General features: G+C 64.8%; 20 protein-coding genes, 4 tRNA genes and 1 pseudogene. 14 read left to right on the top strand and 11 right to left on the bottom strand.

All coding sequences use genetic code 11. The annotated features are described in order from the left end of the window. Nucleotides 1–451 precede the first annotated feature (451 nt). Both G6N58_RS21230 and G6N58_RS21225 read left to right on the top strand, forming a co-directional pair. Nucleotides 452–664: a hypothetical protein gene (locus G6N58_RS21230; RefSeq protein ID WP_068916559.1), complete on the top strand. Its 213-nt coding sequence runs from the start codon at nt 452–454 to the stop codon at nt 662–664. Nucleotides 665–773: 109 nt separating this feature from the next. Next, a complete protein-coding gene (locus G6N58_RS21225) occupies nt 774–1,352 on the top strand; it encodes a hemerythrin domain-containing protein (protein ID WP_232067948.1) in 579 nt (192 codons plus the stop codon). 61 nt (nt 1,353–1,413) lie between these two features. Here G6N58_RS21225 and G6N58_RS21220 read toward each other — a convergent pair whose 3' ends face one another. The 6 genes from G6N58_RS21220 to G6N58_RS21195 all read right to left on the bottom strand — a co-directional run bounded on the left by G6N58_RS21220 (nt 1,414) and on the right by G6N58_RS21195 (nt 4,541). Continuing rightward, on the bottom strand, nt 1,414–1,602 hold the full coding sequence (locus G6N58_RS21220) for a hypothetical protein (protein ID WP_115277395.1): 189 nt from the start codon (nt 1,600–1,602) through the stop codon (nt 1,414–1,416). 30 nt (nt 1,603–1,632) lie between these two features. After that, nucleotides 1,633–1,887 carry a hypothetical protein gene (locus G6N58_RS21215; RefSeq protein WP_308213280.1) on the bottom strand — a complete coding sequence of 85 codons (255 nt, stop codon included), beginning with the start codon at nt 1,885–1,887 and terminating at the stop codon, nt 1,633–1,635. A gap of 335 nt (nt 1,888–2,222) precedes the next feature. Beyond that, the gene (locus G6N58_RS21210) at nt 2,223–2,438 is read right to left on the bottom strand and encodes a DUF3072 domain-containing protein (protein ID WP_068919783.1); all 216 of its coding nucleotides are present in this window, start codon (nt 2,436–2,438) and stop codon (nt 2,223–2,225) included. A 35-nt stretch (nt 2,439–2,473) separates the two neighbouring features. Continuing rightward, the gene (locus G6N58_RS21205) at nt 2,474–3,811 is read right to left on the bottom strand and encodes a PP2C family protein-serine/threonine phosphatase (protein ID WP_115277397.1); all 1,338 of its coding nucleotides are present in this window, start codon (nt 3,809–3,811) and stop codon (nt 2,474–2,476) included. 109 nt (nt 3,812–3,920) lie between these two features. Continuing rightward, the gene (locus tag G6N58_RS21200; protein ID WP_115277398.1) at nt 3,921–4,352 is read right to left on the bottom strand and encodes an ATP-binding protein; all 432 of its coding nucleotides are present in this window, start codon (nt 4,350–4,352) and stop codon (nt 3,921–3,923) included. Between the two features lie 114 nt (nt 4,353–4,466). Then, a tRNA-Val gene (locus tag G6N58_RS21195) sits at nt 4,467–4,541 on the bottom strand. 192 nt (nt 4,542–4,733) lie between these two features. On the opposite strand from G6N58_RS21195, the gene G6N58_RS21190 reads away from it, so the two are divergent. Beyond that, nucleotides 4,734–4,937, top strand: a complete 204-nt coding sequence (locus G6N58_RS21190) for a hypothetical protein (RefSeq protein WP_115277399.1) — start codon at nt 4,734–4,736, stop codon at nt 4,935–4,937. A gap of 18 nt (nt 4,938–4,955) precedes the next feature. On the opposite strand, the gene G6N58_RS30495 is transcribed toward G6N58_RS21190, so the two are convergent. Next, the gene (locus tag G6N58_RS30495; RefSeq protein WP_170314355.1) at nt 4,956–5,096 is read right to left on the bottom strand and encodes a hypothetical protein; all 141 of its coding nucleotides are present in this window, start codon (nt 5,094–5,096) and stop codon (nt 4,956–4,958) included. Nucleotides 5,097–5,214: 118 nt separating this feature from the next. Between G6N58_RS30495 and G6N58_RS21185 the strand changes: the two genes are divergently transcribed. The 10 genes from G6N58_RS21185 to G6N58_RS21145 all read left to right on the top strand — a co-directional run bounded on the left by G6N58_RS21185 (nt 5,215) and on the right by G6N58_RS21145 (nt 9,608). Continuing rightward, complete coding sequence (locus G6N58_RS21185; protein WP_115277400.1) at nt 5,215–6,228, top strand: alcohol dehydrogenase catalytic domain-containing protein; 1,014 nt, start codon at nt 5,215–5,217, stop codon at nt 6,226–6,228. A 4-nt stretch (nt 6,229–6,232) separates the two neighbouring features. Further along, nucleotides 6,233–6,637 (top strand): DUF6636 domain-containing protein, encoded by a 405-nt coding sequence (locus G6N58_RS21180; RefSeq protein ID WP_232067947.1) that lies wholly within the window; start codon nt 6,233–6,235, stop codon nt 6,635–6,637. A 106-nt stretch (nt 6,638–6,743) separates the two neighbouring features. Then, a tRNA-Gly gene (locus G6N58_RS21175) sits at nt 6,744–6,816 on the top strand. A 26-nt stretch (nt 6,817–6,842) separates the two neighbouring features. Continuing rightward, nucleotides 6,843–6,916, top strand: a tRNA-Cys gene (locus G6N58_RS21170). 13 nt (nt 6,917–6,929) lie between these two features. Continuing rightward, nucleotides 6,930–7,004, top strand: a tRNA-Val gene (locus tag G6N58_RS21165). A gap of 359 nt (nt 7,005–7,363) precedes the next feature. Beyond that, nucleotides 7,364–7,618 (top strand): zinc finger domain-containing protein, encoded by a 255-nt coding sequence (locus G6N58_RS31355; protein ID WP_435406125.1) that lies wholly within the window; start codon nt 7,364–7,366, stop codon nt 7,616–7,618. A 165-nt stretch (nt 7,619–7,783) separates the two neighbouring features. Beyond that, nucleotides 7,784–8,077 (top strand): hypothetical protein, encoded by a 294-nt coding sequence (locus G6N58_RS21160; protein ID WP_115277401.1) that lies wholly within the window; start codon nt 7,784–7,786, stop codon nt 8,075–8,077. A 120-nt stretch (nt 8,078–8,197) separates the two neighbouring features. Further along, nucleotides 8,198–8,347 carry a hypothetical protein gene (locus G6N58_RS21155; RefSeq protein ID WP_163908311.1) on the top strand — a complete coding sequence of 50 codons (150 nt, stop codon included), beginning with the start codon at nt 8,198–8,200 and terminating at the stop codon, nt 8,345–8,347. Nucleotides 8,348–8,586: 239 nt separating this feature from the next. Next, nucleotides 8,587–8,937 carry a hypothetical protein gene (locus tag G6N58_RS21150; protein WP_115277402.1) on the top strand — a complete coding sequence of 117 codons (351 nt, stop codon included), beginning with the start codon at nt 8,587–8,589 and terminating at the stop codon, nt 8,935–8,937. After that, on the top strand, nt 8,934–9,608 hold the full coding sequence (locus tag G6N58_RS21145; RefSeq protein WP_115277403.1) for a hypothetical protein: 675 nt from the start codon (nt 8,934–8,936) through the stop codon (nt 9,606–9,608). The genes G6N58_RS21150 and G6N58_RS21145 overlap by 4 nt, the downstream gene beginning before the upstream one ends. A 58-nt stretch (nt 9,609–9,666) precedes the next feature. Here G6N58_RS21145 and G6N58_RS21140 read toward each other — a convergent pair whose 3' ends face one another. Beyond that, nucleotides 9,667–10,302 carry a hypothetical protein gene (locus G6N58_RS21140; protein ID WP_115277404.1) on the bottom strand — a complete coding sequence of 212 codons (636 nt, stop codon included), beginning with the start codon at nt 10,300–10,302 and terminating at the stop codon, nt 9,667–9,669. Nucleotides 10,303–10,318: 16 nt separating this feature from the next. Continuing rightward, complete coding sequence (locus G6N58_RS21135; protein ID WP_115277405.1) at nt 10,319–10,834, bottom strand: hypothetical protein; 516 nt, start codon at nt 10,832–10,834, stop codon at nt 10,319–10,321. Nucleotides 10,835–11,223: 389 nt separating this feature from the next. On the opposite strand from G6N58_RS21135, the gene G6N58_RS21130 reads away from it, so the two are divergent. Continuing rightward, complete coding sequence (locus tag G6N58_RS21130; protein WP_115277406.1) at nt 11,224–12,291, top strand: beta family protein; 1,068 nt, start codon at nt 11,224–11,226, stop codon at nt 12,289–12,291. Here the strand turns inward: G6N58_RS21130 and G6N58_RS21125 are convergent. Together G6N58_RS21125 and G6N58_RS21120 are read right to left on the bottom strand one after the other, a co-directional pair. After that, nucleotides 12,233–12,913 carry a sce7726 family protein gene (locus G6N58_RS21125; protein WP_232067946.1) on the bottom strand — a complete coding sequence of 227 codons (681 nt, stop codon included), beginning with the start codon at nt 12,911–12,913 and terminating at the stop codon, nt 12,233–12,235. The two genes, G6N58_RS21130 and G6N58_RS21125, sit on opposite strands and share 59 nt — an antisense overlap. A 375-nt stretch (nt 12,914–13,288) precedes the next feature. Then, nucleotides 13,289–13,995, bottom strand: a pseudogene (locus G6N58_RS21120) (site-specific integrase); the annotation flags it as partial. Nucleotides 13,996–14,311 lie beyond the last annotated feature (316 nt).

Raw genomic sequence — 14,311 nt, 5'->3', positions numbered from 1 at the left:
CGGATCCGCGGCCGGCCAGGACCGCAACACCTGCCGTGGAATGTCGATGACCTTCGCCTGGGTAGGCGTCACCGCACACAACGTGCGTGGGCCGTGATCGAGTGCGGACTCCTCGCCGAACGACCCACCACCGCAAAAACGTCGTCGGTGTATATGGCCTCCCCCGCCTGGTACATCTGGTGCTGCACGTCGTCGACCGCTGCATGTCGTCGAGCGCCAGCCCCGGAGGGAACACCATCTCGGTGACGCTCACCGGGCCCCTTCGCCGTATCGATGTCTGCACCGGTACCGACGCTCCGTCACCACCGGCCGGCACCGGGGTCTCGTGACGCGGCCTGTTCTCTTCGCTGTGGTCGCTGTGCCGAGAGATGCGGGAGGCGGCGCCCCGCCGTCGGCAACCACAAATCGCGTAATTACCCGTTGGAGGCAAATGGGGTATTTAATTACATCCATGAGTCCGGGCAAGTTCGAAGTCGGCACCGCAGTGCGCACCACTGATGACGCGCACCTCACCGGTCGCATTGTCGAGGACTTCGGTGACCTCGCCGGCGTCGAGGTGGTCGTGGATGCGCAGCAGACAGCCAAATCGCGGCGCTGGGCGGTGGCCCTTGATGACGGCACCATGGCCTTCCTCGACGACGACGGCATCGAACCTCTCAGCTGACGCCTGCCTTCCATCGAGTTTCGCCCCTCCACCTCCCGGGTAGGCCGTTCGCGACGGCGCACAGCCCTCGCGTCGATCGGCATACCCGTGCAATGTGTGGAGGTACTCCGTGTCCGCAGCGTCTACCCCGTCTACGCCGACGATCTCGAACAGCAGTGACGTCGTCGACTACCTGAAGGCCCAGCATCAGACCCTCAGGCAGTTGTTCACCGACACCCTTGACGCCCCCGACGCCGACTCCCAGGAGAAAGCGTTCAACCAGCTGCGCGCGCTGCTGGCAGTGCACGAGACGGCCGAGGAGATGATGGTGCACCCGCGGGTCCGCCGGAAGGTCGACGGCGGTTCGGCCATTGTCGACGAGCGTCTGCATGAAGAACATGACTCGAAAATCGCGCTCGCGGAAATCGAGAAACTCGAATTCGGAACCGCCGAGTTCAGCAAAGCGCTGATCCGTCTGCAGCAGGACGTGCTGGCACACGCTGAAAAGGAGGAGACCGAGGAATTCATCCGGCTCCAGGACGAACTCGATGCCGACGAGCGTGCCCAGATGACGCTTGCCGTGCAGGCCGCCGAACGGATCGCACCCACTCATCCACACCCGGGGGTGGAATCGGCGGTCGCCAACTTCGCCGCGGGGCCGTTCGCGTCGCTGATCGACCGGGCCCGCGACGCACTGTCGCGCAGCTGACCCAGTACAGACACGAGAGCGCCGACATCCTCGCGATGTCGGCGCTCTCGTGCGAGGGGGCTCAGCTCGAGCTGCCCTCGGTGTCATCGAAGAACGACCACTGCCCGTCGTGCTCGACCTCCATCCGCCAACCCAACTCCGAATTGTCGGCCTTCTGGTCGACGAACCAGGCATGCGCGTCCTCGGCGCCGCTGATCTCCTTGGTGGCGACGATGTCCCCGGTGGGATCAAGCACCCGATAGTTGGCCATATCGCATCTCCTTCACGGTGGTGTCGTACATCAACCCAGCATCCCCATGGCGGGGACGCCGAGAGTCAGGAGGCTCAGCGCCAGCAGGAACCAGCCGGCGCCCTGCCAGATGGGCCATGTGCGTTCAGCCCGCCAGTCGCGGTAGGTCTTGATCAGCGCCACCACGGCTCCGACGAACAGAACCGCCGGGGTGGCAACGGCTTTCGGCAACGAATTCCGATCGCCGATGGTGTAGACGGCGAACGCCACAGTGGCCAGAACGATCACCACCGCGACGTAGATCACGGCATGCCGGAATGCCTCCGGATCATGCCAACGCTTCTCGACATCGCGACTGTTGATGGGAGTCCTCCAGAACGTCTAGCGGCGCCCGCACGCCTACATTCCGGGGCCCACGGCCACAAACCTGCTCACAGCCGTCGGGGGCCAGAACCGGTCCGTCAACCCCGCACAGCACTGGTCGGTCGTCCGCCCCTGTCGTGTCGTCACGCTCGATCCTCCACCCGATCGCCAGATTGGTCGCCCCGTCACGGACGAGACTCCACCTCGGCTACCCACAACCGGTCGGGTCAACCGTCCGACCGGCTGGGGTTCACGGATGGGTCACGCGCAGCGGCGGATCACGACGCGCCCCTACCGGTCTCGTTCTGGAGGGTGTCGATCAATTCGGAGGCCTGGGCCTTGGTCATGTCGTCAGGGACCTCGCGCCCGGCTTCCTGGGCCAGGGTGTTCAGATAACTACGTTGCGGGCCGGTCATGGGCTCGTCACCGGTGACCCAGTTCTGCGGGTCCTTCTCTGCGGTCTCGTTGGGTGCCTGGTTCTCTTCGGTAGCCATGGCACCGGGATGCCCGTCGCACACCTGTTCGAAACCTACACGGGCGACTTTCGGATGCCGAAGGCCAGCAGCGCCACATCGTCTTCCGGCTCCAGCTTGGGGATCAGCGTGGCCAGGTCGGCCACCAGCCCGCCGGCGCCGAGGTCTGCGCGTTCGCCCAGATAGGTCGCCAGACTGCTCTCGTCGAACGGGTTCTCGCCGCGCCGGGCTTCGATGATGCCGTCGGTGTAGAACAGCAGCGTCTGACCGGGCCGTAAGTGCGCGGTGCACACGTCGAACGTCGCCGACGCCAGGGCACCCACCAGCATCCCGCCGCGCGACCGCACCGGCTGCACTCCCCCATGGCGCGCGTCGACCAACAGCGCCGGGGGGTGTCCACCCGTGGCGATGGTGACCAGGAACCCGTCGCCGTCAGGGTGTGGCTGCAGGGTGCCGAACAGCACCGTACAGAACCGTCGCGGCTGGTTCTCCCGCAGCAGAACCCGGTTCAGTTCGGCCAGCGTTGTGGTGGGGTCGTCATTGTGCAGGGCAGATGCGCGCAGCGTGTACCGGATCAACGACGTGGCCACCGCGGCACCGACACCGTGACCTTCGACGTCACCGATGAAGAATGCCCAGCGGTTTCCTCCGAGCGCGAAGACGTCGTAAAAATCGCCGCCCACCTGACGCGCGGAGGCCGGGTGATAGTGGCAGGCCAATTCCAGTCCGGCGATCTCGGGCAGCATCGGCGGCAGCAGAGTCTGCTGGAGAGCGGTGGCGAACTCCTGGATGATGTCGCGTTCGCGCTCGGCGATATTGCGGTCGCGGACCGCTTCGTCGCGGTCGGACTGGGCCGTGTCGCGCAGCTTGCGTTCGTCGAGTACCGCGTCCAGTGAGAGCAGCCGCCACTCCAGCTGCTCCATCACGATCGCGGACAGGTCGTGGAGCACCGCGAGGTCCAGGCCATCGGCGTCACGAGGGCGCGAATCCAGCACCGTGACCGTGCCGAGGCGGTGTCCGTCTGTCGTGGTGATGGGCACACACGCGTAGAAGCGCACGTCGTGTGCAACGACGAACGAATTGTCCGCTGTCGCCGGGTCGGTGCGCGCGTCGCCCATGACGTGCGGAATCGTGTCGGTGATGACCGCGGCGCACAGGCCGTCCCGCAGCGGCACCTGCCTGGCCTGCGGGTCCAAACCGTGCATGCCCATGAACCAGATGCGATCGCGGTCCACCATCGAAACCTTGGCCATCGGCGCGTCATAGGCCCGGGCCGCCAGTGCGGCGATCCGGTCGAAGACCCGCTCCGGTGGAACGTCGAGGACGCGGTAGCGGTCAACGGCGCGCTGCCGCGCGTCGTCGGCGATACCGCTCGACGTGGGCTCCTCCGACATCACGCACCCTCGAATCAGTCGACACAGGCCCGGTGGGCGCAGCCTGACGGAAAGATCTTCCCAGTCGCGCCAGCGCGACGTGGTGACAATACGGTGACCAACACCTGACTCACACCCGGGACATAGCCATCTCGAAAAGCAGTTCCACCGTGGTACCGGTGGGCCGCCCCACGATCGTGCACCGGTTGGCCAACGCCCGCATCAGGGCCAGGCCGCGGCCACGGGTGTCCAGGGGATCGGACGGCGGCGGCTCACGCCACGTGCCACCGTCGCTGATCGAGACGCAGATCCGTTGGCCGCCAGGATCGTAGACCGCGTGCATGGACATCGTTCCGTCCTCGACCCGACGGGCGTAGGCGTGGTCCACGCAGTTGGCCAACGCCTCGTACACGCTGGTGACGATATCGCTCAGCAGGATGGGGGTGACGCGGACCGCCTGGCTGAGCCAAGTCTGCAGATCATCTCGCAGAACCGACGCGGTACGCGCATCGGCGGGACCAGCGCGCACCAATTCGTCGGTGGAATGCGGCGGCGGCGTCATGCAACTCATCTACCCAGTCGATACGTACTTCAGACGGATTCGGCCGAACGTCACTCTGCTGAGACCTTGCGCGCGAACACGAAACGTGATCGCCGGACCAGATGGTGGAGATCGTGGTGGTCCCGGCTGGGTTCGAACCAGCGACCTTCCGCGTGTGAGGCGGACGCTCTCCCACTGAGCTACGAGACCGTGAGACGAGCAGGAACATTAGCATGCGCCCCGCGTCGTCCCTGAATCCGCAGCTCAGCGCTCGTGTCCGCGGCCCGGTCAGCCGGTTCGACGGGCCTCTATACTCGGCGGTAACACGCGGTCTGCCCGACACTGTTCACCGGCGGCCGTTGCGGCCGTCACCCGGATGGCCCTGAACGTTTCGACAGGACCATGAGCATCGACACTTCTGTGACCACCGACGAGCCCGACACCAGTACCCAGCCCGGCCCCGACGGGTCGTCCGCGGAGGTCGTCGCAGACGACGATTACTCCACCGAAGCGGGTGGACCGACCATGATCTGGCTCTTCACCGGCATTTTCGTCGTGGTCACCTGGTTGCGCCGACGCCATCGCAAGCGGCGCCAACAACGCTGAGTCACAGGCTTTTTGGCGTCACTTCTCGTCGTCCGGGAACTCGATGGGCGGGGGCAGCGGCGGCGACTTCTTCAGCCAGTCCTTCATCCGGACCAGCTGACTGACCACCAGGGCCACGCCCACGAAGGCGACCAGTCCGATGACGATAGCTGTGGTCATCACGCACCTCCCGCTGACAATGCCCTGTCGAATGCCACGCTACTCACCGCGCGAGACCCATATGCACGAGTAGACATGGAAGTGCATATCAGCACCGGGTTCGACAGGGAGGCACAGAATGGCACGTCACAAGGCGGTACACGTCGCATCAGCCGGCGCAGCGCTGGAGCTGGCCGAGGTCGACACCAGCCCGCCACCGCGTGACCACGTGCGCATCGCGGTGTCGGCCTGCGGTGTCTGCGGCACCGACCACGCTTTCGTCAACGGCGCCTTTCCCGGCCTGACCTGGCCGCTGACTCCCGGCCATGAGATTGCCGGCACCGTCGCCGAGGTCGGCGACGGGGTGCAGGATTTCGCGGTGGGCGACCGGGTGGCCGTCGGGTGGTTCGGCGGGCACTGCGGGCGCTGCGTGTCGTGCCACAAAGGCGATTTCATCCACTGCGCCAACGGTCAGGTGCCCAGTTGGCACTACCCCGGCGGCTACGCCGAATCCGTCACCGCCCCGGCCAATGCGCTGGCGCGGATCCCCGACGGACTGTCGTTCGTCGAAGCCGCCCCGATGAGCTGTGCCGGCGTGACGGTGTTCCACGGGCTGCGCGAGACCAGGGCCCACCCGGGTGACCGGGTGGCGGTGCTCGGCGTCGGTGGGCTCGGGCATCTGGGTGTGCAGTTCGCCCGCGCCATGGGCTTCGAGACCGTCGCCGTGGCACGCGGCGCCGACAAGGCCGCCGACGCGCGGGACCTCGGCGCCCACCACTACGTCGACTCCACCGCGGGCGATGTCGCCGAGGCGCTGCAGGCCCTCGGCGGAGTGTCGGTGGTGCTGGCCACGGCAGCCAACTCCCAGGCCATGGCCGATACCGTGGGTGGCCTGCTGCCCCGCGGTGAGCTGATCGTGGTGGGAGTGACCCCTGACCCCCTGCCGATCAGCCCGATGCAGCTCATCACCCCCGGCCTCAGCGTCACCGGGCACCCGTCGGGCACCGCCCGCGACGTCGAGGAGACAATGCAGTTCGCGGTCCAGTCCGGGGTCCGGGCCCGGGTGCAGGAGCTGCCCCTGGCGCAGGCTGCCGAGGCGTATGCGGCCATGGATGAGGGCCGGGCGCGCTACCGCATGGTGCTGACGGTCTGAGCTGATGATCCCGTACCTGTGCGTGGGTGCGGTGGCGGCTGCGGTGCTGGCCGCCCCCGCCCAGGCCGAACCTCTGATCGGGTTCAGCTCACCGAGCGGCAATATCGGCTGCTACGTCGCCGAGGACTATGTGCGTTGCGATATCGCCGAACGCGACTGGGCACCGCCACCGCGGCCGGCCGGCTGCGAGTTCGACTACGGCCAGGGCATCGCCTTCGGTGACGGCGATCCGCCGGCGTTCGTGTGCGCCGGTGACACCGCGCTGCACGCCGGTGCGCCGCTGGCCTTCGGCCGGAGCGTCGCGGCCGGCCCGATGCAGTGCACCAGCCAGGAGACCGGCGTCACCTGTCGCGACACCCGGACCGGCGGCGGGTTCACGATTTCGCGGCAGGCATACGAGCTGTTCTGAGGCTGTTCGTCGGCCCGACACCCCTATCGAGCAAGGGATTTGTGTCTGCTGAGGTAGGTGCATTAGTGTCATGCCTCGCAACGAGCGACGATCTCGCTCGTAGCACGCGGATGTAGCGCAGTTGGTAGCGCATCACCTTGCCAAGGTGAGGGTCGCGGGTTCGAATCCCGTCATCCGCTCGAGGGTGTAGAGGCATCAACCCCATGGTGGAGTGGCCGAGTGGTGAGGCAACGGCCTGCAAAGCCGTGCACACGGGTTCGATTCCCGTCTCCACCTCCACCAGAGTCACCCGGCGCGATTAGCTCAGCGGGAGAGCGCTTCCCTGACACGGAAGAGGTCACTGGTTCAATCCCAGTATCGCGCACCACCTTTCGACGCAGGTCAGGCCCGGTTTTTACCGGGCCTTTCTTGTCTCCGCGCAATAAACGCGCAATAGGGCTGCGGGTGCTCACCAAAGGGAGTGACACCACCAAATGACGCAGAAGGCGGATTCGAGCCACCCACGCGGACCAACAGCGCACAAACGAAGCCACCGGGATGTCTCCGATGGCTTCTCTCGTCTGCGCGTTCGAGGGCGGTTGCCGCTAGCCCTCGAATGACGAAGGCGGCTCCCTTGCCGGGGAACCGCCCTCTGGAAGAACTCTCGCCCCCGTAACCAGCGGGGACCCTCTCAAATCACGAGGAGCGTACTTTTATGCGCAAAACCAGCGCAACACCAGAGTTCAAGTGGCCGTACCCTGCCCTACCTGCACCGCGACAGCCGGCGAACCATGCAGAGCAGTCCGGAGCCGCCGTAGGAGCGAGCGATACCACGAAGCCCGCATGAAGGCGTACAACCCGCGCTACAAGACCGAGAATCGGGCCCTGTGCTGCATTTGCGGCCACCTCAGAACTATCTCCTACAAGCGCACCTTCCGCTACGACGACCCTGCGGCCACTCGGAGACGGACGACCGACAGCCCGGTCGGTACTGGAGAATGACAGGCACGCTCGACTGCTCCCTGTGCGGATGCGCCACCGTCCACGCAATCCTTCGCGACTCCGCCGACCCGCGACATCGCGATTACGCCGAACATCGCGACTACGGGCTGGTCGAGTGATGCGGTATGCAGCAGGAAGAGGGGTCGACCGTCAGGATGGCCAGTCATGACAGTTCAAACGATCAGCCTCAAGGAGTACGCCGCTGCGCTACTCGGACCCGGGCCCGACGGCACTGCGGACTCTGTCAAGGACCACAAAATCCAGTGGCTTACCAAGCGGCTCCGCGGTGAGGCGAAACCCCACCTGCCCGGGAACAAGGCGGGCCGTCAATGGCGGGCAACCGAGGACGACGTCGAGAAGGCCATCGAACTTCTGCGGCCTCCGAGCGCCGGTGTCCCGCGAGTGCCCTCGACATCGTCGATGACGCCCACCAGCCGCCGGCGGCTCGGGCTGCTCTAGGAACCGACGTCGTACTGGGTCGCTGCGGGGGAATCTGCCCCGCAGCGACCCAGTGCACGCCACAATGTCTGCGGGGAGAGGGGCAAATATGACGACTCAACGTCTGACGCGTTGGTCGGCGTGACGTGGTTCGCTCGTGACGGTTGGCGAGCGACGGTCGACGGCGTGATCGCGGAGCGGCGACGCATCGACGAGACGCGGGCCCGGGCCGACGTCCAGAACGCGCAAGTCGCCAACGGCGACCCGAGAGGAACGTTCGGTGGCATCTGACGTGATCCGCGTGCACGCTGGCGAGCTGTACCAGTTGGAAACTTCGGGTGGCAACCTGCTCCGAAGCGTTGACAACGCCGAAGACGATTGGCGTCTTGTCACCGCGGCCCCGAAAACGACACTGCAGCCCAACAACACGGATGTTGGCGGAAGGTTCATGCCCGAGATCACGACCGTCACGTATGCCGACTGGTCCCAGCGCCGTTCAACCCGAACGACTGGATGGAGGTCCGACAGCCATGACTGAGGAGGAGTCAGCACCCACCGAGCCTGACTGGATCCGATGGTGCAAGGTCAGGGACCTCGACAGCATCCAGGGCCAGACCTACATGCTTCGCGAGTCACAGGCTCCGTCGAGCCCATGGCGCAACGTTGCCACCAGGTCTGAGAAGTTTTGGCAGGAAGAGCTGCCGGCCGAAACGGAAGACGGTCCATCACGAGTCGTCTCGTTCGAGGTCATGACTGTCGCGTTTCATGGCGTCGATGCCGAAAGGGTGTTGAATTTCGACGACGACGTCGAGGTCGGGCTCATCCGTCCGCCGTGGTGGGGACCTGAGCAGGAGCCATCTCCGGACTGGCCTCGTAAGTGATCTTCGAGCTCGCGGCGCAGGCTGCAGAGACGACCACTCAAGGCAGCGACACATCATTGTGGCCGGTCATCATCGGCGGCCTCGTTGGTGCTGGCGTAACACAGCTGTTCACGTTCGCTCGCGAGTACCGGCGGAACCGCGACGGCTATCGGACGCCACAGCGGGCGGCGATCGGAGAGATCATCGCGGCGTCGAACACGCTCAAGGTTTGCCTCACAGACGCAATGGAACACCTGGGCCTAACCGGGCGCCAGACATCCGACGACGCCGCTGCTCAGAGCATTAACAATTTCGTCGCGGCGTTGCTGAGCATGGACGAGAAATTCTCGATCGGCCGCCTGACCATCGTCGACACGCCATGCCGGGAGAAGATGCTCGAGACATACCTTGTGTTCTCGAACCTGAGGACCTACGCGAACAAGGTCCTCACAGCGAATCGGCAAGGCTTCGGCGAGTTCCTTCGGTTGTTGACCACGACGTCGAATCAGATGGACGACCTGATCGCCGAACTCGTCGACCTCGCAGAAGATCGACTACGCCCAACGCGAGGTTTGTTCTCGAAACGATCGAAAATGGTTGTGTCAGGCAAGAATCCGAGCACCGCCGCAAAGAATCAGCCCACTGGAGCGACTGAGTCGTCGGATCGCGCCTCGAACCAGTCGAACGCCTGATCTCGCCGAAGCCGCGCAGCGGGAGACGCGCGCCGCGGAGGTGCCGCCCAGTACGGCACTACTTGAGGTCGGGATACTTCGATTTCAGTCTGGCCTTGACTGCCGCGAGTTCTCTTTCTTGCGTGAGAGATTGCGTCGGTGCAAGTTGCCTATGGCCGACGTCGATGAGCCGCCGAACATTCGTCCTGAGCTGAACAGCCTTGTCGACGAACGGCTTGATCACCGTGCGTAGGCTGTCCGGTGTTCGCGGGACAGTGTCAATGTCGATGAATGCCTCTTGCACCTTCGCGAACTCTTTGTACGCCACTACCATGGCCTCGTAGCACAGCCCGTCGACGACGGTCAGCTTTCCGATCGCGAACGCTTCGTCGATGCCGATAATTGCTCGGTTCACTTGCCCGCTGATCAGATCGGCTTCGGCATCGGTATATGGGCTGCGAACTTCGGTCTTCCGGCTTCCCCTCCTTGCCTCCGCCTGGTTCGCCGAATTGTCAATGAAGGTCTGGAAGTCGTTGGCCCTCAATACCAAGTCGTTGACAGCTGCAACGATGCTCGCGATCGCAGCTCGCTGCGGTGACCTGTAGGCGTCGCGAGTCCGGCGTTGTTCGCGCCGCAAGGTCAACGCGAAAGACAGCATGCTGCCGGCGATGCCGCCGCCGACGACTGACAGGACGCCGATCATCCAAGCCGTCATGTAGCAGGACCGAAACTCATTGAACCTGCAGGCGACACATTAACTCCATAGCGACCGCGCCCGACACCATGGCGATTGCGACCAGTTGCAACCCGAAGCTGGTGAGCACACAAAACGCCTTGAAGCCGTTGCCCTTGCGCAGCGAGCATGTCGTTTTCACCTGCAGATCGACGCTTTCCCGCGTCGCGTCTTCTGCAGAGCTGGTCCAGTACTTGTCGTCTCTCACGAGCTTGACGAGGTCTTCGCTCTTGATCACCTCGTATTTGGGGAGGAACGCCTGCACGAAGATTGCGAGCACCGCGGAAAGCACGAAGGGAATCAAGCTCTGACACACCAGTTCCACAGCGGAGCGATTCACGAACACGAAGTCCTTGCCCGTGATGAACACGGTCAGCCCGAAGATGATGGTGACCATGGTCCCGCTGGACGTGAGGAGCACGGCGCCGCGGTTCTCAAGCCCCTTGCGCCGCTCATACTCCGCAGCCAGTGCGTCCCTGACCAGAGCCTGATACACCAGGGCGCCGGGCGGCACGCCATGATCATCGGCGGGTCCGGCCGCCGGACCAGTCACCGCCGTTCGCGGCCGCGTGGATCGTGGGGCGCGCCGCTTCCCCGGATGCCCTCGGTTTCGAGGGTCGGTACCCAAGGCGGCTTCTCGGGAGGAGGAGGAGGAGGAGGAGGAGGAGGGGTGGCGCTTCTGCACCTTCTTGAGGATCTCGACTCATCGCGGTAACTCCTGACGGTTGACCGTGGACAGCACGAACTGGAACCAGACTTGCACATGCCACCGACAACCACGCGGACGTGGCACGGAACGGACGGCCAACGTTGCTGTGCGGTCGGATTTGCGCCGAAACCCCTCAGCCCGGTGCCTGATCTGCTGTAGAACGTTGTGCGGGGATTCATCTACCAGGGGGAAACATGGAGTCGTTCGGTTCCGATCACTACATTCCAGTGATGTTCACGAAGGCCGGGGAACGCGACGCGCTCGGCGTCATAGACGAGCACCAGAAGGACGCGTTCACGCCGCTATGGGTCGTGCACCCCATCGACTGGGACTTCGACCTCAATCAGCCAAAGAAGACCATCGACGACCACCTCGCCAAAATCCCCGACAACCTCGTGAAAGTCTGGGAGCAGCCAGCTTTCGTCGACACTTTGCACGTCGAAGACGAGACGATGGCCGATGGGCGCCACCCCCTTGAGTGGATGGTCACCGCAGCGACAGAGCGTGGTCTCCAGCTCGTCCCGGTCATAGCCCCCGATCGTTCCGTCGAAGCCCGGGGTGCCGCACGTAATCTGCTCGTGTCTGGCACCTCTACTGACGTGTGTCTCCGCCTAGGCATTGAGCACTGGGGCGCATTCGAACAGATCGACGACCTTCTCACAGATCTTGGCGCTGCGAGGGCTGACACCCATCTGGTGCTCGACCTGCGCGGCGACGCCGGCCCGTCATCCCGGATCGCGCTCAGCAGCACCTTGCAGACGCTCCAGTCACCCACCGAATGGAAGACGCTGACCATCGCGGCGACCGCAATGCCGCAAACCCCGCCGGCCGGCCACGGCATCCACGAGATTCCCCGTCAAGAGTGGCTCAACTACCGCGCGATCGTGGCCGGCGGCAGTTTCGGCGAGCGTCAGCCGACCTTCGGCGATTACGCGATCGCGTACCCGGATCCATTCGACGACGTCGACCCGCGGTTCATGCAGATCAGCGCGAAATTCAAGTACACCTGCGACGACAAATGGTTGCTCGGCAGAGGCGGCTTGTTCAAGGGAACGGGCGGCCGCGGCGGCGGCGGTGATTCCATCCGGCCGGTGGCCTCCGCCATCTCCGCGCACCCGGATTTCGCGATGCCCCACTGCACCGGCGAAGACTGGCTTCTTGCCGCCGCCGGCACCGGCCCTACCGGCAACCCTCAAACCTGGGTCAAGGTAGGCACTGCCCACCACCTTCTGCGAGTGCTCGTCCAGATCGGATCGATGTAGCTTCCGGACGCCACGCCTGCCGATACTTCAGGACCTCGCGCACCAGCACTCGTAGCTCATCGATTTCTACCGCGTCGGCGAGACGCTGCCACAGCACCGTTCGAGGCTTGCTGCGGACGCCGCGCGCGGCGCCGACACGCTCGAGAGCGGCCAACGTCTCATCACGCCACAGCAGTTGCGCCAGTGAGTAGCCGTCGATCGTCGGGTTGAGTCGAGCGGGCGTCACCTCGCTCAAGGTCGCCTTCGTGCCGTCCCATGCCGCGACCGTGCACCCCCACCACGAGGGAATAGCCCGCGCCGCGTGATCGTGGTGGTTCTCGGCGACGACCAAGGTGCAGTAGTCGAGCACCCGTGAATACACGTCGATCTGAGCGGGGAGGCGCCGCAAGGTATCCGACGCGCTTTTCAATTCGAACCCTGACAGCGCGGCGTTGACGACAGCGACATCGACGCGAACCTCACCGCATAAGCTCAGCTCGTCGACGAACCGAGTGGAATCGAGCTCGTCGGCGTGCTCCTCAAGCAACTGCGCATGGAGCGCCGATCGCACATCCCTGTCCCGCATCTTGCACACCGTACTGGCGTCGATCTGCGACGGATGCAAATGGGCGCGGTTGGTCATGATTGCCGTTCCGACGCAGATTGATCACGACGCCGAAATGTCCCGGCCGCAGGGTCCAGGAGTTCGGCGACGCCACTCATCCGGGTACCACGCGATCGTCGACGGAGATCCTGACGTGCGTCACGGTCTTCGAATCCCAGGGCAGCTCGAACTGCTCATCCGACCAGCCGCCGCCAACCCATCTGTGGCCACGAGCGACCCAAGCCGACACCACGACGGGCTCACCGGCCTCCAGCGCGGTCAGCGTCTGTCGGCGCTTGGGGTCAGGCGGCGGGTCACCGTGTGTGCAGTCGGGACCGCCGCGGCAAGTCTCGCCCTCGCCGTCGTCGTGGGCATAGCGCCAGCGCGGATCACCGCTATGCGCGTACTCGGCCTGCCAGCGCGTACCACGGCCCGCCGAACCCGCACGACCTCATCGGCAAGGTCGACATCCTTGCGGCGCAGCTCGGTCAGCTCGCCGAACCGCAGAGCGAGCCATGCTGCCATCAAGATGAACGCCTGATACGGCCCGGGCATCGCGGTGGTGATCACCTGGAGCTCGTCGAGTGTCGCCGGTCTGATCTTGTGGACGCGCCGCGCCGTCGACGCACCTGTGATCCGACAAGGATCGAGTCAATCAGGTCGTCGGCGAGTGCGATCTGCATGATCGCGCGCAGCAGCGAGTACGCATGCGCACGCATCGTGGGCGGGCCGACTGCCGTCGTCGAGTACCAGCGCCGTACCGCGGCAGGGGTGATGTCGCGGAGTTCGCTGTCAGCGAAGGTAGCGAGGATGTGGTTGTCGAGCAGCTTGCGGTAGTGCTCGCGCGTGCGGTCCTTGATCCCGCGCTGTTTCAGCCATCCCTCGGCGTACTCACCGAACGGCGCGCCTGGTCGATCCTCCTGCCCGCTGTCCGGCGACCAGAACTCGCGATCGATCTCGCGGCGGCGATCGGTCAGCCACGCCTCGGCGCCGACCTTCGCGTCAAACGTCTTTGGCTCGATGTAGACATTGGCGTCTGGCCCGGTGTAGCTGGCCTGCCACCGCCCCGACTTGAACCGCCGGATCCGGCCAAACTTGCGACGGTCCCACTTCTTGGCCACGCCCGGCTTGAGTCAGTGTCATCTCCCGTCCGCGCAATAAACGCGCAATAGGAAGGTACCGCAGCGCCTACTTGATTCAACTTGGGTCCGGTTACTGTCGTCCGTGTCGCCTGTTCAGAGGCTTTCTCTGCGGTTCAGACACCACACGGCAGGCCCTACGCTGAAACTGGTTCAATCCCAGTATCGCGCACCACGTTTCGTTTCTTTCTGCCCACGTGTCTCGGTACCACCGCGGTGATGTACATCACGTGAGACATCCCACCATCTCGGCCGTCAGCCGCCACTATCAAATGGTGACCGATGTCGCAGGGCTCTC

The organism is Mycolicibacterium tokaiense, assembly GCF_010725885.1.
GTDB lineage: Bacteria > Actinomycetota > Actinomycetes > Mycobacteriales > Mycobacteriaceae > Mycobacterium > Mycobacterium tokaiense.
This window is presented reverse-complemented; position numbering and strand designations above follow the sequence as displayed.